Source organism: Pseudomonas fuscovaginae SE-1 (assembly GCF_000364705.1).
Classification (GTDB): Bacteria; Pseudomonadota; Gammaproteobacteria; order Pseudomonadales; family Pseudomonadaceae; genus Aquipseudomonas; species Aquipseudomonas fuscovaginae_A.
In genome coordinates this window covers 1-18689 of the sequence record NZ_AQOH01000086.1, presented here as the reverse complement: position 1 = coordinate 18689, position 18689 = coordinate 1, and the positions used below count along the sequence as shown (strand labels likewise).

The following is an 18689-nucleotide window of genomic DNA, read 5'->3' as shown; positions in this document are numbered from 1 at the left end:
TGCGGCTGCGTTGCAGCCGAGCGCGGGCAAGCCCGCTCGCCACATTGGTCGCCCACCCCGCAAGCGCGCTCTCCATGGCGAATCAGCTTCAGCGGTAGACGCCGTCCTTGCCATGCCCCGTAGTGGCCTGGTTGCCACGCAGGGCAATCATCGAACGGATGTCGATCCACTCGATGCCCTGCTCCTTGAGCCTGGGCAACTCGCGTTCCAGCACCGCCAGTGTCTGCGGGTAGGGATGGCCGATGACCACCACGGTGCCCTGCTTGCGCGCCAATCTGATTGCGGTCTGCAACTGCGTGGTGATCGCCGGCTCCGTGCGTTCGTTGTCCAGGAACACATCCCGCGACACGCTGGCCAGGCCGATCTTCTGCGCCTCGGAGGCCGCGACCGTTCTGGCGCTGGTCCGGCTGTCGACGAAGAACTTGTTGCGCCGTTGCAGCTCGCCCATCAGCCAGGCCATGGCCGCTGGCTCGGCGGTCATGCGGCTGCCCTCATGGTTGTTGATGCCGCTGGTGAAGGGCACGGCCACGAAAGCCGCCGCGAGGCGCTTCTGCAACTCTTCCAGGGGCAGGTCGGGGTGCCAGGCGAACGGTCCGGTGGCCGGATCCATGGGCATGTGCAGCATGACGACCTTGCCGGCCTGGTGCGCTTCACGGGCCAGTTCGGCGGCGTGGGGCGTGTCGGGCATGATCGACGGGGTGATCGGCCCGGGCAGGGCCAGCACGCGACGATCCCGGGGCAGGTTCTGCCCCAGGTCATCGATGATCAGTGTCAGATAGGCTTTTGGCGGGGCGGGCGTTTCAGTCGGCGCTGCCTGGGCAACGCCGATCAGGCAGCCGAACAGCGCCAGCAGGGTCCAGCGCCGCATCTCAGTTGCCGCGCGTGACGCTCAGGCCCTTGAGCAGGCTCAGGGCCTGGCCCAACTGGTAGTCGTCGTCCTGCAGGCGGGCCTTGCCCTTGGCCGCCTTGACGCTCGGCCGGTCGGCGCCGCCGTTGCCGTTGCCCAGATGACCCTGCAGATCGGCTTCCTTGAAGGTTTCGTCGTCCTGGGCGCCGGTGACCTTGGCCTGGCGGACCTCGATATCCGGGATGATGCCCTGGGCCTGGATCGAACGCCCGTTCGGGGTGAAGTACAGCGCCGTGGTGAGCTTGAGCGCGCGGTCGTTGCTCAGCGGCAGCACGGTCTGCACCGAGCCCTTGCCGAAGCTGGTGGTGCCCATCAGCACCGCGCGTTTCTGGTCCTGCAGGGCGCCTGCGACGATTTCCGAGGCCGAGGCGCTGCCGCCGTTGATCAGCACGACCATTGGCGAGGCATCGCTTTCGTCGTGGCCGGTGGCCGAGAAACGCAGCTCGGAGTTGGCGATGCGGCCCTTGGTGTAGACGATCAGGCCCTTGGTGATGAAGTGGTCAACCACTTCCACCGCGGCCTGCAGCACGCCGCCGGGGTTGTTGCGCAGGTCGAGGACGATGCCGTTGAGCTTCTTGTTGCCGTTTTCCTTGCGCAGCGCGGCCAGGGCCTTGGACACCTCTTCGCCGGTCTTGACCTGGAACTGGGTGATGCGGATGTAGCCGTAGCCGTTCTCCAGCATCTGGCTGCGTACGCTCTTGGTGCGGATGATCGCCCGGGTCAGGGTCACGTCGAACGGCGTGCCGCCGTTGCGGACCAGGGTTAGGGTGATCTTCTGGCCGACCTTGCCGCGCATCTTGTCGACGGCTTCGGTCATGGTCTGGCCGCGGGTCGGCTGGCCGTTGATCTTGACGATCAGGTCGCCGGCCTCGATACCGGCCTTGGACGCCGGGGTGTCGTCGATCGGCGACACCACCTTGACGAAGTTGTCCTCCATGCCGACCTCGATGCCCAGGCCGCCGAATTCGCCGCTGGTGTCTTCCTGCAACTGGGCGAAGTCTTCCGGGCCCAGGTAGGCGGAGTGCGGGTCAAGGTTGCTGAGCATGCCCTTGATGGCGTTTTCCAGCAGGGTCTTGTCGTCCACCGGCTCGACATAGGCGGCCTTGATCCGGTCCATCACCTCGGCAAAGGTGCGCAGCTCGTCGAGCGGCAGCGGGGCCTTGGCAGTGACGACAGGCGCGGCCGCCGGAGCGGGCTGGGCAGGTTGCGCAGCGAACGCGTGGGGCGCACCGATCACGAGGGCGATCGTCAGGGCCAGCGAGGTGAGGCGGGACAAATGCAGCATGTCGAACGAACTCCTAAATAAGGTACGGCGCCTATCCTTGCGCGCGACACCATTGGGCCGGATCACTTGGGTGACCCTGCTGACGTATAGCGAAATACAACGCCGGTGCCTCCTGACCGCCACTGTTGCCTACAGTAGAGATCGACTCACCGGCTTTTACCACATCCCCCGCCGATTTAAGCAGGGTCTGGTTGTGCCCATACAAACTCAGGTAGCCGTTGCCGTGATCCAGGATCACCAGCAGGCCGGCACCCCGCAGCCAGTCGGCGAACACCACGCGGCCACCATGCACGGCATGCACCTGGCTGCCGGCGGCGGCGCCGATCATCACGCCGTCCCACTTGCTACGGGCGTCATCACCGCGGGTTTCTCCGAAGCGTGCCAACAATCGACCATCAACCGGCCATGGAAGTTTTCCGCGTGCTGCGGCAAAAGGGCCGCCGAAGGATTCGCCGGCACTGGAAACCAGTGGCCCGGGCGTGGAACGTGCCGGTTTGCGCGGGCTGTCGTCGTCACGATTGGCGAGGGACTGGGCCTCACGCTGGCGCTTTTTTTCGGCTTCCTGCTGGGCGAGCAGCGCTTTCTGACGCGCTTCCTCCGCCTCACGGGCCTGGCGTGCCAGGGTTTCCTCGATGGTTTTCAGGACTTTCGACAGGTCGGCCTGGTCCTGTTCACGGGCGGCGAGCTTCTGGTCGCGGTCCTTCACATCCTGGTTGAGCTTGGCCAGGGCGGCCTGACGTTCCTGGCGGACCTTGTCGAGTTCTTCACGCCGGCTGTCGAGGTTGCCTTTCTGCACCAGCAACTGTGCCTGTTGCAGGTTGATGTCCTTTTCGACATTGGCCAGTTGGCGCAGGGTCTCGTTGAAGTTCTTCAACTGTTGCAGGCGGGCCTGGCTGAGGTAGTCGTAGTAGGTGAGGGTGCGGGCGAATTTTTCCGGATTCTGCTGGTTGAGCAGCAGCTTGATGTATTCCTGGCGACCGCCCTGATAGGCGGCGCGGGCCTGGATGGCGATCAGGTGCTGCTGCTCAGTGCGCGCGCTCTGGAGTTTTTTTTTCTCCCCATCGAGCCGCTGCAGCTCGCTCTCGCTCTTCTTCAGCTCCTTTTGCAGGGCCTCGACCTGCTTCTCGAGCTTGCCCATCTCGGTTTCGGTGCCGCGCAGGTCTTTCTGTACGCCGGATTTTTCTTCCTGCAGCTTGCCCAGCAGTTTCTTCAGTTCGGCAATGTCCTGGCGCGTGGCCTCCAACTGCTGTTGGGTTTGCGCGCGCTCGTCGGCGAAGGCCGGTTGGAGGAGGCAGATCAGGGCTAGGGCGATAAGGGCGCGAAGCATGGGGCGGGCAGCACCTGGAAACGAGACGGCCTAGTATGCCCGCCATACGTTGTAAAAAAAACGTCCAAAAGCGGTTGCTTTCAGGCGTTTCCGATAAAGAGGTAGGCCGACAGCACGCTGCCGGCCGGATTTTCAGCTTTTAACGGTCAGTCAGGATCGAAGTACCGGTCATCTCTTCGGGCTGTTTCAGGCCCAGCAGCTTGAGCATGGTCGGCGCGACGTCCGCCAGTACGCCGCCTTCGCGGACCTTCAGGTCGCGCTTGCCGTAGTAGATGAACGGCACCGGCTCGGTGGTGTGGGCGGTGTGGGCCTGGCCGGTGCACTCGTCTTCCATCTGCTCGACGTTGCCGTGGTCGGCGGTGATCAGCGCTTCGCCGCCGACCTTTTCCAGGGCGTCGACGATACGTCCTACACACAAATCCAGGCATTCCACGGCCTTGACGGCCGCTTCGAACACACCGCTGTGGCCGACCATGTCGCCGTTGGCGTAGTTCACCACGATCACGTCATAACGCAGGTTCTCGATGGCCTCGACGATACGGTCGGTGACTTCCGGCGCGCTCATCTCCGGCTGCAGGTCGTAGGTGGCGACTTTCGGCGACGGGATCAGGATGCGTTCCTCGCCCGGGAACGGCTCTTCGCGGCCGCCGGAGAAGAAGAAGGTCACGTGGGCGTATTTTTCGGTCTCGGCGATACGCAGCTGGGTCTTGCCGTTTTTCGCCAGGTAGTCGCCCAGCACGTTTTCCAGGCTGCTGGGCGCGAAGGCCGAAGGCGCGGGAATGCTGGCGGCGTACTGGGTGAGCATGATGAAACCGGCCAGCTTGGGCTGGCGGGCGCGCTCGAAGTCCTTGAAATCGTCCTCGACGAACACCCGGGTCAGCTCGCGGGCGCGGTCGGCGCGGAAGTTCATGAACACCACGGCGTCGCCGTCCTCGACCTTGACCTGCTCGCCGATGCGGGTAGCCTTGACGAATTCATCGCTTTCACCGCGCTCGTAGGCGGCCTGCAGGCCTTCCTGGGCCGTGGCGGCATGGAATTCGGCCTGGCCATCGACGATCAGGTTGTAGGCCTGGGCCACGCGGTCCCAGCGGTTGTCACGGTCCATGGCGAAATAACGGCCGATCAGGCTGGCGATGCGGCCTTTGCCCAGGGTACGGAAGGTTTCATCCAGCAGTTCGATGGACGACTCGGCGCTCTTGGGCGGCGTATCGCGGCCGTCGAGGAAGGCGTGCAGGTAGATCTTCCGCGCGCCGCGCTTGAAGGCCAGTTCGGCCATGGCGACCAGGTGGTCCTGGTGGCTGTGCACGCCGCCGTCGGACAGCAGGCCGAGGATATGCACCGCCTTGTCGGCGGCCACGGCCTGGTCCACGGCCTTGCAGAGGGTCGGGTTCTCGAAGAACTCGCCGTCGCGGATCGCCTTGGTGACGCGGGTGAAATCCTGATATACCACCCGGCCGGCGCCGAGGTTCATGTGGCCGACTTCCGAGTTGCCCATCTGCCCGTCGGGCAGGCCGACATCCATGCCGGAGCCGGAGATCAGGCCGTTGGGCATGCTTGCGGTGAGGCGGTCGAGCACCGGTTTCTTCGCCGAGTAGACGGCGTTGTAGGCCTGGCTCTCGCTGTGACCGAAGCCATCCAGGATGATCAGGACCAAAGGTTTAGGCGTGGCAGTCATAGATCCCACTCGCGGCTGGATTGAAAGAACATGGAAAAAAGAGTCGCAGTTTAAAGGCAAGTTCCAACGCAGTCACCGCCGGGCGGGGTTTGGCCCACCCTGACGGCTGTGTATACTGGCCGACATTTTAACGCCCTGGAACCTCCTGATGGTCGATCATCTGCTTGCATTTGCCACTAACCACTACCTGCTGACCGGTGCCTTCGTCCTGCTGCTGGCCCTGCTGATCGCCCACGAGGCTAGCCGCGGCGGCGCGAGCCTGAGCACGGCGCAGTTGACCGCGCTGGTCAACAAGGACCAGGCCGTGGTGATCGACCTGCGCCCGAGCAAGGACTTTGCCGCCGGTCATATCGTCGGTTCACTGAACATTCCCCAGGACAAGCTGATGGCCCGTATCGGCGAACTGGAAAAGCACAAGGGCAAGACCCTGATTCTGGTCGACGCCCAGGGCCAGCATTCCGGGACTCATGCCCGCGAGCTGCTCAAGTCCGGTTTCACCGCGGCCAAGCTGTCCGGCGGCATTTCCAGCTGGAAAGCCGATAACCTGCCATTGGTGAAGTGATATGACCCGGGTTGTCGTCTACTCCAGCGATTATTGCCCCTACTGCTCGCGCGCCAAGCAGTTGCTGGCGAGCAAGGATGTTGCCTTCGAAGAGATCAAGGTCGATGGCAAGCCACAAGTACGCGCCGAGATGGCCGACAAGGCCGGGCGTACGTCCGTGCCGCAGATCTGGATCGGCAGCCAGCACATCGGTGGTTGCGATGACCTGTACGCTCTCGAGCGCGCCGGTAAACTCGACGCATTGCTCAACGTCTGACTCTGAAACCCTTAAAGACCTGAAGATCAAGAAGGATCTGCCATGACTGACCAACAGAACACCGCTGCCGACGAAGAAAGCCAACCGCAATTCTCCCTGCAGCGCATCTATGTGCGTGACTTGTCCTTCGAAGCGCCCAAAAGCCCGGCGATCTTCCGCCAGCAGTGGGAGCCGAGCGTCGGCCTGGACCTGAACACCCGCCAGAAGGCCCTGGAGGCCGACTTCCACGAAGTGGTGCTGACCCTCTCGGTAACCGTCAAGAATGGTGAGGAAGTGGCTTTCATCGCCGAAGTTCAGCAGGCAGGTATTTTCCTGATCAAGAACCTCGACGCGGCTTCCCTGAGCCACACCCTGGGCGCGTTCTGCCCGAACATCCTGTTCCCGTACGCCCGCGAAGCGCTGGACAGCCTGGTGACCCGTGGTTCGTTCCCGGCACTGATGTTGGCTCCGGTGAACTTCGATGCGCTGTACGCGCAGGAACTGCAGCGTCTGCAGCAGGAAGGTTCGTCGACCGTCCAGTAAGGGCAGGTGAGAGTCGGCATGCTGACGATCCGCCGAAAGTGGCCATCCAGCAATGCTTCAGCGATAGCGAGAAGGCTATCGCCAGCAAGCCGGCTCCTACAGGATTGAATGTGTGCTCGACACACACAGATGAAAAAAGCGCCTGAAGGCGCTTTTTTTATACCGCAGCGGCAAAACCCAGTTGGCGCCAGCCCTCGTAGACCGCCACTGCCACGGTGTTGGACAGGTTCAGGCTGCGGCAGCCTTCACGCATCGGCAGGCGCAGGCGTTGCTCGCCTGGCAGGCTGTCGAGCACTTCGGCGGGCAGGCCTCGGCTTTCCGGGCCGAAAAGAAAGGCGTCGCCCTCGGCGAAGCGGGTATCGTGGAATGGCCGCGAACCCTTGGTGGTGAAGGCGAACAGGCGTGGCTGGCCGAGGCTTTCCAGGCAACTGGCCAGGTCCGTGTGGACCTTGAGCGTGGCGTATTCGTGGTAGTCCAGGCCGGCACGTCGCAGGCGCTTGTCATCCAGTTCGAAGCCGATAGGCTCGATCAAGTGAAGGTGGCAGCCGCTGTTGGCGCACAGCCTGATAACGTTGCCGGTATTCGGCGGAATCTCTGGTTGGAAAAGGATGACGTGAAACATGCACGGCTCCGAAGATGAAGATGGACAGCATTCTACCCCCGAAGAGGATCCGCGGCCGAAGCTAATGCTGCGAGTGATGGGCGCCCTGGCGATTTTCGGGGTGATGGTGGGGTTGATGATCGGCCGCCTGACCAATCCCGAGCCGGCGCAGTTGCAGCAGGTCGATGTGGCCGAGGATGCGTTGGTGGTGTGGTTCTCCAGCGAGCCCAGGGTCCATGGTGAGCAGGTGGATGGCACCGTGGCGCTGTTGTTCGCTGCCGGGGGCAAGGCTCAGGGTGGTCGTCTGAAGGTCTCCGGCAAGGACGCCAACTGGCGGCTGCGCCTGACCGACAAGGGGATATTGCTGACTCTGGTGGCCGCACGGCCCTTGCAGGGCGAGTGGGTCGGGGCCAAGGTCGATGGGCGCTGGAGACTGTCGATCAGTCTCCGCGAGGAATAAAAGAGGGAATCTCCGGCCTGCCTGTACCAAAGCTCCCTGAACGGTTCGGGATTCGTCTCCCTGGATGGGGCGAGTCCCGGCGGTTAAAGAGGGAATCCCTGGCCTGCCTGTACCAGGGCTCCCGAAACGGTCGGGGGCTCGTCGCTACCAGCGGTATGAGCCCCGGATGTAAAGGGGGGAGTCTCGGCCTGCCTGTACCGAGGTCCCCGAAACAGCTGGGACTCGCCACTTTGTGTGGGGTGAGTCCCGGATCAAAGATGGGGATTCCCGGCCTGCCTGTACCGGGGTCCCCAAAACGTGTGGGACTCGTCGCTCTGAGCGGTATGAGTCCCGGATGTAAAGAAGGGGATTCCTTGGCCTGCCTGTACCAAGGCCCCCAAAACTGGGTCTTGCCAGGGTTATTGCAGAGGGCGTGCCAGCTTTGGGAAAGTGCTTCAGGTTGTGTGCGATTTTTTTCTGAAGTGGCTGCAGGCCCCGGAATCCGGGACGTTTCACGCAAGAGCGCGCAAGAGCCTGCCAACTGCTGGGCCTTGGGGGCTGCCCGATCACGGGTCAGGGCGCATTCTCATGGTGCGTTGGTCGATGGTTGCCTGCGGTGGAAAGCCCTCAGATTGTTCCCACGCTTTGCGTGGGAATGCCTCCCCGGACGCTCGGCGGCCCTTGTGACGCGGAGCGTCACTGGCTGCATTCCTACGCAGAGCGTGGGAACGATCAGACGATCAGAGTGCTAATAAAAAGCCCTCGGCAGCCGGGCTACCGAGGGCTTCGTTCGACGCGGGGGGATCAGGCTTCTTCGCTGTCCTCGTCATCCCCACCATCGACCTTCATGCCCAGCTCCTTGATCTTGCGGGTCAAGGTGTTGCGGCCCCAGCCCAGCAGCACGGCGGCGTCGCGGCGGCGGCCGGCGGTGTGCTTGAGCGCGGTCTCGATCATGATCCGCTCGAAACTCGGCACGGCGCTGTCGAGCAGGCTCGACTGGCCCCGGGCGAGCGCCTGATCGGCCCACTGGCGCAGAGCCTGTTCCCAGTTGGTGACCGGTGCCGAGTCCTGCGGCAGGTTCAGCAACTCCGGCGGCAGGTCGCTGATATGCACCTCGCGCCCGGAAGCCATGACGGTGATCCAGCGGCAGGTGTTCTCCAGTTGGCGCACGTTGCCGGGCCAGGGCAGGTTCTTCAGGTATTCCTCGGTTTCCGGCTTCAGCAGCTTGGGCTCCACCGACAGCTCTTGTGCCGCCCGTCCCAGGAAGTGCCTGGCCAGGGTCGGAATGTCCTCGCGACGGTCCGACAGCCGCGGGATATGGATGCGGATCACGTTCAGGCGGTGGAACAGGTCTTCACGGAACTTGCCGGCGTGCACCAGGGTTTCCAGGTTCTGGTGGGTCGCCGCGATGATGCGCACGTCGACCTTGACCGGCGTATGGCCGCCGACCCGATAGAATTCACCGTCCGCCAGGACTCGCAGCAACCGGGTCTGGGTGTCCGCCGGCATGTCGCCGATCTCGTCGAGGAACAGCGTGCCGCCGTCGGCCTGTTCGAAGCGTCCGCGGCGCAGGTTGGCCGCGCCGGTGAACGCGCCTTTCTCGTGGCCGAACAGCTCCGACTCCATCAGGTCCTTGGGAATCGCCGCCATGTTCAGGGCGATGAACGGCGACGCTGCCCGTGGGCTGTGGCGGTGCAGGGCGTGGGCGACCAATTCCTTGCCGGTACCGGACTCGCCGTTGATCAGCACGGTGATGTTCGAGTGGCTCAGGCGGCCGATCGCACGGAACACCTCCTGCATCGCCGGTGCTTCACCGATGATTTCCGGGGTGCGGGTCAGTGTCGGCGGCGTATCCAGGCCCTGTTGCTCCTGGGCGTGTTGGTTGGCGCGCTTGACCAGCGAGACGGCTTCGTCGACGTCAAATGGCTTGGGCAGGTACTCGAAGGCGCCGCCCTGGTAGGAAGCGACAGCGCTGTCCAGGTCGGAGTGCGCCGTCATGATGATCACTGGCAGGCGCGGGTGCTGCTCGCGAATCCGCGCCAGCAGGTCCAGGCCGCTGGCGCCGGGCATGCGGATGTCGGAGATGATCACGTCCGGCTGCTGACGGGCCAGGCGGCTCATGACGCCATCGGCACTGTCGAAGCTCTGGGTGGTCATGCCTTCCTGTTGCAGGGCTTTTTCCAGGACCCAACGGATAGAACGGTCGTCATCGACGATCCACACGGTTTCACTACGGCTCATGTCGATGTGGCTCCTTGTTCCAGGGGCAGGAAGATCGAGAACGTGGTGTGGCCGGGATGGCTGTCGCACTCGATCAGGCCCTGATGCTGGCTGATGATGTTCTGGGTAATGGCCAGGCCCAGCCCGGTACCGTCGGGGCGACCGCTGACCATTGGATAGAAGATGGTTTCCTGAAGTTCGGCAGGAATGCCCGGGCCGTTGTCGATGATCTCGATCTTGGTCACCAGGCGGTGGCGGATGTGGCCGATGGTGAACTGGCGAATGGCCCGGGTGCGCAGGCTGATGCGGCCCAGGCGCAGTTCGTTCTGGCTGCTGATGGCCTGCATCGCGTTGCGCACGATGTTGAGCACGGCCTGGATCATCTGTTCGCGGTCGATCAGCAGGTCGGGGATGCTCGGGTCGTAGTCGCGCACCAGGGTGATGCAGCCCTGGCTCTCGGCTTCCACCAGGCTGCCGACCCGCTCCAGCACTTCGTGGACGTTGGTCATGGCCAGCGAGGGCAGCTTGTTCGAACCGAGCATGCGATCCACCAGGTTTCGCAGGCGGTCGGCTTCCTCGATGATGACGTTGGTGTAGTCCTTGAGGCTTTCTTCCGGCAGCTCGCGGGCCAGCAACTGGGCGGCGCCGCGAATTCCGCCGAGGGGGTTCTTGATCTCGTGGGCGAGGCCGCGCACCAGCATCTTGGTGGTTTCCTGCTTGGACAACTGGGCCTCTTCCTTGGTGATGCGCAGCAGTCGGTCGCGCGGATGGACCTCCAGCAGCAGCAGGGTTTCGCCCTGGCTGAGGATCGGTGTCACGGCATAGTCGACGGTCAGGGTCTGGCCGGTCAGGGCGGTCAGCATGGCTTCGCGTTTGGTGAACGGGTGCGCCTGCTCGACCGCCTGGCGCAGGGAGTTGAGGGCCTCGGTCGACTCGGTGAACAGCTCGCTGATGAACTGACCGTGGCTGCGCTGGCCGCTGATGGCGAGCAACATTTCGGCCGCGGGATTCATGTACTCGAGGCGCAGTTCGGCGTTGAGCAGAATGGTCGCGGTGGTCAGGTTGTCGAGTAACAGTCTGTGCAGGGCGTCGCTGATGGTCATGGGGACCTCTTTTGGAGCATGTCAAACGGGAGTGGACCCGTTTGTGCGCGAACAAGGCGCCGATAGGGGCAAAATGCAAAAAACAAACCAAGGCTCCGAAAAGAAGCGCAAACAGCCTGAAATGGGCGTTTCAGGCTCGATTGAGTGGCGTTCCTCCGGCTGTGGTGGGTTATTCCGAACCAAAATGGGATCGAAGCCGGATGGGGATGTAGTTTAGTGCACTGCTTTGGTGCTTTTGTGGCTCGGGTTACAGAAACGGCAGGATGCTGCTTTTTTCTTCCTCGGGCTTGTCCGCCAGCGGGCATTCCGGGCGTTTGCCGTAATCGGCCAGTTGGCAGGGCTGGGCCTGGCGTTTCTGGCTGAGGGACAGGCGCACCATGTGGAAGGGCTGGTTGGCGGTGCGTTCGGCAATGCGGCCTTGTTCGTCGAGGATCTCCACGGCGAGCTGGTGCGTGCCGCGGTCGATGTTGTTCAGGGCGAACACCGGGCTGGTGCCGGCGGAGCCAGTGGGCTTGCCATCGAGCAGCAGGCGATAGCCATGGCCGGGCCGCAGCCCGGGTTCGCTGGTGACGCTGACGATCAGGTTGCCCTCGGCGCTGCGCACCGTGGCGTCCGGGTCGGGCACCAGGACGCGGACCATCTGGTAATGAAAGACCGGGCCCGGGCCGGGGCTGGCCCTACCGGCGTCGGGCTTGGGAGGCTGGCTGCGCGGGTTGGCCGACATGCGGTTGCTGGGCGCCAGCGGCACGCGTGTCGCACCCTTGCGGGGCTGGTCGGTAAACACCCGGTTGCCCTGGCTGTCGATGTAGGTATAGACCTCGGCCGCCGCCGGCAGGGCGGCGAGCGCCAGCACCAGGCCCGATGCCCGGATGAATGATCCGCTCATGGACAACTCAAGGCTTGTGCACCCGCTGGACGGTGAAGGTCACGGCCGGGCTTTGCTGCGCGACTTCCTCTCCTTCCAGGGCCTGCACTGCAAGGGTGTGTTCGCCGCGGTCGACGTTCACCAACTGCAGGCGTGGGACGTTGCTCGGCTGCCCATAGGGCGCACCATCGAGCAGCAGTCGCAACAGGTGCTGGCGTTGCAGGCGCGGTTCGATCTTCACGCCGACGGTGAAGGTGCCGTTGTTGGCGCGCAGGGCTTCCTCGGTCGGGATATCCGTCAGTTCGAAGGTGTTGTAGGGCACGGCGCTTTCCTGCGCGACGGCCGGCCTGGGCGGTGTCGGGACGCCCGGCTTCTGCGTCTCGACGCTGTTGAGTGGTGGCAGTTCCACGGTCTGCGCGGCGATGCCGTCGGGCGGCTGGCTGCTATAGGCGGTGTTGCCATGGGCGTCGGTGTACTTGTAGATCTGTGCCGACACCGGCAGCGCCAAGGTCAGCAGCAGATAGAGCAGGGATCGACCCATGGCGGCTCCCGGTGAAGGTCCTGGTCGTGACAAGTTGTCAGCATAGAGCAGAACCGCCGGTCATTTCACTGTGGGCGCAGGCACAATTCGCCCACGGCGCGTACCAGGGCCAGGTCGTGGAGAGTGTCGGAGGCCAGGTCGCGACGTGCCTGGGCCAGCCAGGTCGGGCATTGCGGGTCCTGTCGATGAGGCGCGAACGCGGCGTATTGCTTGAGCAGCTTGATCTGCAGTTGATCCATGACCGGACGGATCTGGGTGACCAGGTCGGGGCGGGCGATCACCGGTGCCTTGCCGGCATTGCGCCATTTGGCCAGCAGGCCGTATTGCACCAGTTTGTTGGCTTCGATCTGTGCCGCGACGAACTGGCCGACTTCTTCCGGCTTGAGCTGATAGGCCTGCGCCTGCTCCCGGGCGTTGGCGATCACCTGCTGCTCGCGCAGGCTGTCTTCCACCGGTTTGCCGCTGTCCCACTTGGTCAGGGCCACCTGGTTGGCGATGGTCAGGCGCTCGCTGATGGTCTGCAGCAACGGTTCCAAGCTGTCCGGGGCGGGTGGGGTGGCGGCCAGGGCGCCGGTGCTCAGGCAGGCGGCAAGCAATAGGCTGGCAATACGTTTGTTCGGCGACATGGCGAGTTTCTACTTTTTCGAGGGGGAGGCAGGAGCCAGAGTTAACGTCACAAGGCCCTGCCCGCGCCAGTGCATTTTCATGAAAATGCGCCGGTGTCCGGTTTTTCCCTCGCCCATGAAAAACGCCCCGCATCTTTCGATGCGGGGCGTTTCCCCAAGCTGCGCCCGCGCAAGCAGGCGCGACCGGATCAGCAGCTGTAGTACAGCTCGTATTCCAGTGGGTGTACGAAGGTACGTACCTTGATTTCTTCTTCGCTCTTGAGCTCGATGTAGGCGTCGATGAAGTCGTCGCTGAATACGCCGCCCTTGGTCAGGAACGCACGGCCCTTGTCCAGTTCTTCCAGAGCTTCCTTCAGGCTACCGCAAACCTGTGGGATTTCCTTGGCCTCTTCAGGCGGCAGGTCGTACAGGTTCTTGTCGGCGGCATCGCCTGGGTGGATCTTGTTCTGGATACCGTCCAGGCCCGCCATCATCAGGGCAGCGAAGGCCAGGTATGGGTTGGCAGCCGGATCCGGGAAGCGAGCTTCGATACGACGAGCCTTGGGGCTGTTGACGTAAGGAATACGGATCGAGGCGGAACGGTTGCGAGCCGAGTAGGCCAGCATCACTGGAGCTTCGAAGCCTGGGACCAGACGCTTGTAGGAGTTGGTCGACGGGTTGGTGAAGCCGTTCAGGGCCTTGCCGTGCTTGATGATGCCGCCGATGAAGTACAGCGCGGTATCGGACAGGCCGGCATAACCTTCACCGGAGAAGGTGTTCTTGCCATCCTTGGAGATCGACATGTGAACGTGCATGCCCGAGCCGTTGTCGCCGTACAGCGGTTTCGGCATGAAGGTCGCGGTGCGGCCGTAGGCGTCAGCCACGTTGTGTACGCAGTATTTCAGGGTCTGAACTTCGTCAGCCTTGGCAACCAGGGTGTTGAACTTCACGCCGATTTCGTTCTGGCCGGCAGTCGCCACTTCGTGGTGGTGAACTTCGACGGTCTGGCCCATCTCTTCCAGCGCGTTGCACATGGAGGTACGGATTTCGTGGTCGTGGTCGAACGGAGGAACCGGGAAGTAGCCGCCTTTCACGCCTGGACGGTGGCCCTTGTTGCCGCCTTCCACGTCCTGGTCGGACATCCAGGAACCCTGTTCCGAGAAGATCTTGAACATGGAGCCGGAGATATCGGACTTGAACTTGACCGAGTCGAAGATGAAGAACTCGGGTTCAGGACCGAAGAAAGCGGTGTCGCCGATGCCGGTGGACTTCAGGTATTCCTCGGCGCGACGGGCGATTGCACGTGGGTCGCGGTCGTAGCCCTGCATGGTCGAAGGTTCGATCACGTCGCAGACCAGGATCAGGGTCGGTTCTTCGGTGAACGGGTCGAGCACGGCGGTGCTGTCGTCCGGCATCAGGATCATGTCGGAAGCTTCGATGCCTTTCCAGCCGGCGATGGAGGAACCGTCGAACATCTTGCCGATTTCGAAGAAATCTTCATCCAGCGCATCACGGGCCGGCATGGTCACGTGGTGCTGAGTACCTTTGGTGTCCGTGAAGCGCAGATCAATCCACTTAACGTCATGATCTTTGATGAGTTGAACCGACTTCGACATGGTGTCCTCCGGGTGGCTTCGGGCTGGATAGTGGAGTAGCCCTGAAATAGTAGTGATGCCGGCGCGAATACTCGGCCAAGGCAACCTGCCTCACAAGGGAGCAAATTGCATGCCAGTGCCCCGTGATGGGTTTTTTGCCCCAATCTCAAGCGTTCCAGCCAGCATAGGGGAACTTTCGGGCGTCGATCGCACCTTTGTGGTGCCAAAAATCGGCTGAGCGACCCGTTTTGGTGCGAATAAAACCGCCCGTACAATAACTGGTCAAACCTTGAGCAATTTCCGCTATAATCCGCGCCCCACTTTTTTCGGCCGGCCGTTCGCGCGCTGTTTTCATGAAACTAATCGTCAAAGTCTTCCCTGAAATCACCATCAAGAGCCGCCCTGTCCGGACGCGCTTCATTCGTCAGTTGGCGAAGAACATCCGTGCCGTGCTCAAGGACCTGGATCCGGCCGTGGTGGTGAATGGCGTGTGGGACAACCTCGAGCTGGAAACCGCGCTGACCGACCCGAAGGCCCTGCAGGCGTTCAAGGAGCGTCTGTGCTGCACGCCGGGTATCGCCCACCTGCTGCAGGTCGACGAGTACCCGCTGGGCGATTTCGACGATATCACCGCCAAGTGTCTGCAGCACTACGCTGACGTGCTGCCGGGCAAGATCTTTTCCGTGCGTTGCAAGCGCGGCGGCAAGCACAGCTTCAGCTCCATGGATGTCGAGAAGTATGTCGGCAGCCGCCTGCGCCGCGAATGCGGGGCCGCGGGGATTTCCCTGAAGGACCCGGAAGTCGAGGTGCGCATCGAAATTCGCGACCAGAGGCTGTTCGTCATCCATGGCCAGCACGAAGGCCTCGGCGGCTTCCCGCTGGGCTCGGTGGAGCAGACCGTGACGCTGATGTCCGGTGGTTTCGACTCCACCGTCGCCGCCTACCAGATGATGCGCCGCGGCCTGATGACCCATTTCTGCTTCTTCAACCTGGGCGGTCGCGCCCACGAGCTGGGGGTGATGGAAGTCGCCCACTACCTGTGGAAGAAGTACGGCAGTTCCCATCGCGTGCTGTTCATCAGCGTACCGTTCGAGGAAGTGCTGGGAGAAATTCTCGGCAAAGTCGATAACGGTCATATGGGCGTAGTATTGAAGCGTATGATGTTGCGGGCGGCTTCGGCGATGGCCGAGCGGCTGCACATCGATGCGCTGGTCACCGGCGAGGCGATCTCCCAGGTATCCAGCCAGACGCTGCCGAACCTGTCGGTGATCGACTGCGTGACCGAGAAGCTGGTGATCCGCCCGCTGATCGCCAGTCACAAGCAGGACATCATCGACCTGGCCGACCGGATCGGTACCGGCAACTTCGCTCGGCACATGCCTGAGTATTGCGGGGTGATTTCGGTCAACCCCAAGACCCACGCCAAGCGCTACCGCGTGGAACACGAAGAGAAAGCGTTCGACATGGCGATTCTCGAGCGTGCGCTCGAGCGCGCCAGGCTGGTCTCGATCGATCACGTGATCGACGAGCTGGGCCAGGATCTGCAGATCGAAGAGGTCAGCGAGGCGCTGGCGGGTCATATCGTCCTCGACATCCGCCATCCGGATGCGCAGGAAGACGACCCGCTGGAACTGGCTGGCATCGAGGTACAAACGATGCCGTTCTATGCACTGAATGCTCGTTTCAAGGAACTGGACCCTACTCGCCAGTACCTGCTGTATTGCGACAAAGGCGTGATGAGTCGCCTGCATGCCCACCATCTGCTCAGTGAGGGGCATGCCAATGTGCGCGTTTATCGACCGAGCTAAGTGCCCGGGGCTGTTTGCCTGTGGCCTGCGTCACCGGCCCCCCGACGCCGCCGTCAAGCTGTAACGGCCACGCCGGACACTACCGTCAATCGCTGCCAAGACTTGTCAGCAAACCGAATCCTCTGATCGAGATACACAAGTGATCGAAAATCTACGCAACATCGCCATCATCGCCCACGTTGACCATGGCAAGACCACCCTGGTTGACAAACTGCTGCGTCAATCCGGCACCCTGGAGCGCAACGAGCTCAACGACGAGCGCGTGATGGACTCCAACGACCAGGAAAAAGAGCGCGGCATTACCATTCTGGCGAAAAATACCGCCATCAACTGGAACGGCTACCACATCAACATCGTCGACACCCCCGGCCACGCCGACTTCGGTGGCGAGGTTGAGCGCGTGATGTCGATGGTCGACTCCGTGCTGCTGCTGGTCGACGCCCAGGACGGCCCTATGCCGCAGACCCGCTTCGTGACCAAGAAGGCTTTCGAAGCCGGTCTGAAGCCGATCGTGGTGATCAACAAGGTCGACCGTCCGGGCGCGCGTCCTGACTGGGTTCTGGACCAGATCTTCGACCTGTTCGACAACCTCGGCGCCACCGACGAACAGCTGGACTTCAAAGTCGTCTACGCCTCGGCCCTGAACGGCATCGCCGGTCTGGACCACACCGACATGGCCGAAGACATGACCCCGCTGTACCAGTCGATCGTCGACAACGTGCCAGCTCCGGCCGTTGACCGCGATGGTCCGTTCCAGATGCAGATCTCCGCGCTGGACTACAACAGCTTCCTGGGCGTGATCGGCGTTGGTCGTATCGCTCGCGGTCGCATCAAGCCGAACACCCCGGTGGTGGCGATCGATGTCGACGGCAAGAAGCGTAACGGCCGTATCCTGAAACTGATGGGTCACCACGGTCTGCACCGTGTGGACGTCGAAGAAGCCGCTGCCGGCGACATCGTCTGCATCAGCGGTTTCGACGAACTGTTCATCTCCGACACCCTGTGCGACATGAACCATGTCGAGGCGATGAAGCCCCTGACCGTTGACGAGCCAACCGTTTCCATGACCTTCCAGGTCAACGACTCGCCATTCTGCGGCAAGGAAGGCAAGTTCGTGACCTCCCGTAACATCAAGGAGCGTCTGGACAAGGAGCTGCTGTACAACGTGGCACTGCGCGTTGAAGAAGGCGACTCGGCCGACAAGTTCAAGGTTTCCGGCCGTGGTGAGCTGCACCTGTCGGTTCTGATCGAAACCATGCGTCGCGAAGGCTTCGAGATGGCTGTAGGCCGTCCGGAAGTGATCATCCGCGAAGTGAATGGCGTGAAGCAGGAACCGTTCGAAAACGTCACCATCGACATCCCTGAAGAGTCCCAGGGCAAGGTCATGGAAGAAATGGGTCTGCGCAAGGGCGATCTGACCAACATGGCGCCGGATGGCAAGGGCCGTGTACGTCTGGAGTACAACGTCCCAGCTCGCGGTCTGATCGGTTTCCGTAACCAGTTCCTGACCCTGACCAACGGTGCGGGCATCCTGACCTCGATCTTCGATCGCTACGACACCATGAAGCCAGGCCAGATGTCCGGCCGCCTGAACGGCGTACTGGTTTCGATCGAGACCGGCAAGGCGTTGACCTACTCCCTGGAAACCCTGCAGGCTCGCGGCAAGCTGTTCATCGAGCATGGCCAGGACATCTACAACGGCCAGATCATCGGTCTGAACAGCCGTGACAACGACCTGGGCGTCAACCCGACCAAGGGCAAGAAGCTCGACAACATGCGTGCTTCGGGCAAGGACGAGGTGATCGCCCTGGTTCCGCCCGTTCGCCACACTCTGGAGCAGGCCCTGGAATTCATCCAGGACGACGAGCTGTGCGAAGTCACGCCGAAGTCGATCCGTCTGCGCAAGAAAATCCTGGACGAAGGCGAGCGTACCCGCGCTGCCAAGAAAGCCAAGGCTTGATCTTCTAGCCCAGGCTGAATGAAAAACGCCCCCGGTCGAAAGGCCGGGGGCGTTTTTTTATGGATCGGAAAAGTGATGGAGCGGGGCGAGACAAACAGCTTGTCTAGCAAGCAGGCTTTTGCAACAAGCAGGCTGTTACAACAAGCAGGCTGTTACAACAAGCAGGCTGTTACAACAAGCGGACTGTTGTATCAAACAGACTGTTGTATCAGCAGACTGTTGTATCAAGCAGACTGTTGCAACAAGCGGACTGTTGTATCAAACAGACTGTTGCAGCAAGCACGCTGTTGTGGCGAGCAGGCTTGCCTGCGTTCGGCTGCAGGGCAGCCGCAAGCCCAGCGACCTCGTTGTGCCTGATACACCACGCCGACAGATTTCAGGGCCGCTTCGCGCCCCAGCGCGGGCAAGCCCGCTCGCC

At 62.4% G+C, this 18689-nt stretch carries 17 protein-coding genes; 6 read left to right on the top strand and 11 right to left on the bottom strand.

Annotation, left to right across the window (positions count from 1 at the left end; all coding sequences use genetic code 11):
- Positions 1-88: 88 nt before the first annotated feature.
- The 4 genes from K675_RS0110145 to gpmI all read right to left on the bottom strand — a co-directional run bounded on the left by K675_RS0110145 (position 89) and on the right by gpmI (position 5194).
- Positions 89-868 carry a divergent polysaccharide deacetylase family protein gene (locus tag K675_RS0110145; protein WP_017903407.1) on the bottom strand — a complete coding sequence of 260 codons (780 nt, stop codon included), beginning with the start codon at positions 866-868 and terminating at the stop codon, positions 89-91.
- A 1-nt stretch (position 869) separates the two neighbouring features.
- Positions 870-2192: a S41 family peptidase gene (locus K675_RS0110140; RefSeq protein WP_017903406.1), complete on the bottom strand. Its 1323-nt coding sequence runs from the start codon at positions 2190-2192 to the stop codon at positions 870-872.
- Between the two features lie 31 nt (positions 2193-2223).
- Complete coding sequence (locus K675_RS0110135; RefSeq protein WP_017903405.1) at positions 2224-3519, bottom strand: murein hydrolase activator EnvC family protein; 1296 nt, start codon at positions 3517-3519, stop codon at positions 2224-2226.
- A gap of 139 nt (positions 3520-3658) precedes the next feature.
- A complete protein-coding gene (gene gpmI, locus K675_RS0110130; RefSeq protein WP_026145080.1) occupies positions 3659-5194 on the bottom strand; it encodes a 2,3-bisphosphoglycerate-independent phosphoglycerate mutase in 1536 nt (511 codons plus the stop codon).
- A gap of 148 nt (positions 5195-5342) precedes the next feature.
- On the opposite strand from gpmI, the gene K675_RS0110125 reads away from it, so the two are divergent.
- The 3 genes from K675_RS0110125 to secB are packed head-to-tail and all read left to right on the top strand — an operon-like array spanning position 5343 to position 6534.
- A complete protein-coding gene (locus K675_RS0110125) occupies positions 5343-5756 on the top strand; it encodes a rhodanese-like domain-containing protein (RefSeq protein ID WP_017903403.1) in 414 nt (137 codons plus the stop codon).
- A gap of 1 nt (position 5757) precedes the next feature.
- The gene (gene grxC / locus K675_RS0110120) at positions 5758-6012 is read left to right on the top strand and encodes a glutaredoxin 3 (protein WP_017903402.1); all 255 of its coding nucleotides are present in this window, start codon (positions 5758-5760) and stop codon (positions 6010-6012) included.
- Between the two features lie 42 nt (positions 6013-6054).
- Positions 6055-6534, top strand: coding sequence for a protein-export chaperone SecB (gene secB / locus K675_RS0110115; RefSeq protein ID WP_017903401.1), 480 nt, complete (start codon positions 6055-6057; stop codon positions 6532-6534).
- A gap of 157 nt (positions 6535-6691) precedes the next feature.
- Here secB and K675_RS0110110 read toward each other — a convergent pair whose 3' ends face one another.
- Complete coding sequence (locus K675_RS0110110) at positions 6692-7156, bottom strand: tRNA (cytidine(34)-2'-O)-methyltransferase (RefSeq protein WP_017903400.1); 465 nt, start codon at positions 7154-7156, stop codon at positions 6692-6694.
- Between K675_RS0110110 and K675_RS0110105 the strand changes: the two genes are divergently transcribed.
- Positions 7155-7595, top strand: a complete 441-nt coding sequence (locus K675_RS0110105; protein WP_017903399.1) for a hypothetical protein — start codon at positions 7155-7157, stop codon at positions 7593-7595. The two genes, K675_RS0110110 and K675_RS0110105, sit on opposite strands and share 2 nt — an antisense overlap.
- A gap of 783 nt (positions 7596-8378) precedes the next feature.
- On the opposite strand, the gene ntrC is transcribed toward K675_RS0110105, so the two are convergent.
- From ntrC to glnA, 6 genes are all read right to left on the bottom strand, one after another.
- The gene (ntrC, locus tag K675_RS30585; protein WP_017903398.1) at positions 8379-9815 is read right to left on the bottom strand and encodes a nitrogen regulation protein NR(I); all 1437 of its coding nucleotides are present in this window, start codon (positions 9813-9815) and stop codon (positions 8379-8381) included.
- Positions 9812-10897 (bottom strand): nitrogen regulation protein NR(II), encoded by a 1086-nt coding sequence (glnL, locus tag K675_RS0110095; RefSeq protein ID WP_017903397.1) that lies wholly within the window; start codon positions 10895-10897, stop codon positions 9812-9814. The genes ntrC and glnL overlap by 4 nt, the downstream gene beginning before the upstream one ends.
- A gap of 247 nt (positions 10898-11144) precedes the next feature.
- The gene (locus K675_RS0110090; RefSeq protein ID WP_017903396.1) at positions 11145-11783 is read right to left on the bottom strand and encodes a DUF4124 domain-containing protein; all 639 of its coding nucleotides are present in this window, start codon (positions 11781-11783) and stop codon (positions 11145-11147) included.
- Positions 11784-11790: 7 nt separating this feature from the next.
- The gene (locus tag K675_RS0110085) at positions 11791-12303 is read right to left on the bottom strand and encodes a DUF4124 domain-containing protein (protein ID WP_017903395.1); all 513 of its coding nucleotides are present in this window, start codon (positions 12301-12303) and stop codon (positions 11791-11793) included.
- A gap of 65 nt (positions 12304-12368) precedes the next feature.
- A complete protein-coding gene (locus K675_RS0110080) occupies positions 12369-12929 on the bottom strand; it encodes a chorismate mutase (protein ID WP_017903394.1) in 561 nt (186 codons plus the stop codon).
- 188 nt (positions 12930-13117) lie between these two features.
- Entirely contained in the window at positions 13118-14524 is a 1407-nt protein-coding gene (gene glnA / locus K675_RS0110075; protein ID WP_017903393.1) for a type I glutamate--ammonia ligase, read from the bottom strand.
- A gap of 332 nt (positions 14525-14856) precedes the next feature.
- On the opposite strand from glnA, the gene thiI reads away from it, so the two are divergent.
- Positions 14857-16311 (top strand): tRNA uracil 4-sulfurtransferase ThiI, encoded by a 1455-nt coding sequence (gene thiI, locus K675_RS0110070; RefSeq protein ID WP_026145078.1) that lies wholly within the window; start codon positions 14857-14859, stop codon positions 16309-16311.
- Positions 16312-16450: 139 nt separating this feature from the next.
- Complete coding sequence (typA, locus tag K675_RS0110065; RefSeq protein ID WP_017903391.1) at positions 16451-18271, top strand: translational GTPase TypA; 1821 nt, start codon at positions 16451-16453, stop codon at positions 18269-18271.
- Positions 18272-18689: the final 418 nt, after the last annotated feature.

What these genes read in the sequence shown, in the direction of transcription:
- K675_RS0110145 (WP_017903407.1), bottom strand. Translation starts at nt 868, where the DNA reads ATGCGGCGCTGGACCCTGCTGGCGCTGTTCGGCTGCCTGATCGGCGTT.
- K675_RS0110140 (WP_017903406.1), bottom strand. Translation starts at nt 2,192, where the DNA reads ATGCTGCATTTGTCCCGCCTCACCTCGCTGGCCCTGACGATCGCCCTC.
- K675_RS0110135 (WP_017903405.1), bottom strand. Translation starts at nt 3,519, where the DNA reads ATGCTTCGCGCCCTTATCGCCCTAGCCCTGATCTGCCTCCTCCAACCG.
- gpmI (WP_026145080.1), bottom strand. Translation starts at nt 5,194, where the DNA reads ATGACTGCCACGCCTAAACCTTTGGTCCTGATCATCCTGGATGGCTTC.
- K675_RS0110125 (WP_017903403.1), top strand. Translation starts at nt 5,343, where the DNA reads ATGGTCGATCATCTGCTTGCATTTGCCACTAACCACTACCTGCTGACC.
- grxC (WP_017903402.1), top strand. Translation starts at nt 5,758, where the DNA reads ATGACCCGGGTTGTCGTCTACTCCAGCGATTATTGCCCCTACTGCTCG.
- secB (WP_017903401.1), top strand. Translation starts at nt 6,055, where the DNA reads ATGACTGACCAACAGAACACCGCTGCCGACGAAGAAAGCCAACCGCAA.
- K675_RS0110105 (WP_017903399.1), top strand. Translation starts at nt 7,155, where the DNA reads ATGCACGGCTCCGAAGATGAAGATGGACAGCATTCTACCCCCGAAGAG.
- K675_RS0110110 (WP_017903400.1), bottom strand. Translation starts at nt 7,156, where the DNA reads ATGTTTCACGTCATCCTTTTCCAACCAGAGATTCCGCCGAATACCGGC.
- ntrC (WP_017903398.1), bottom strand. Translation starts at nt 9,815, where the DNA reads ATGAGCCGTAGTGAAACCGTGTGGATCGTCGATGACGACCGTTCTATC.
- glnL (WP_017903397.1), bottom strand. Translation starts at nt 10,897, where the DNA reads ATGACCATCAGCGACGCCCTGCACAGACTGTTACTCGACAACCTGACC.
- K675_RS0110090 (WP_017903396.1), bottom strand. Translation starts at nt 11,783, where the DNA reads ATGAGCGGATCATTCATCCGGGCATCGGGCCTGGTGCTGGCGCTCGCC.
- K675_RS0110085 (WP_017903395.1), bottom strand. Translation starts at nt 12,303, where the DNA reads ATGGGTCGATCCCTGCTCTATCTGCTGCTGACCTTGGCGCTGCCGGTG.
- K675_RS0110080 (WP_017903394.1), bottom strand. Translation starts at nt 12,929, where the DNA reads ATGTCGCCGAACAAACGTATTGCCAGCCTATTGCTTGCCGCCTGCCTG.
- glnA (WP_017903393.1), bottom strand. Translation starts at nt 14,524, where the DNA reads ATGTCGAAGTCGGTTCAACTCATCAAAGATCATGACGTTAAGTGGATT.
- thiI (WP_026145078.1), top strand. Translation starts at nt 14,857, where the DNA reads ATGAAACTAATCGTCAAAGTCTTCCCTGAAATCACCATCAAGAGCCGC.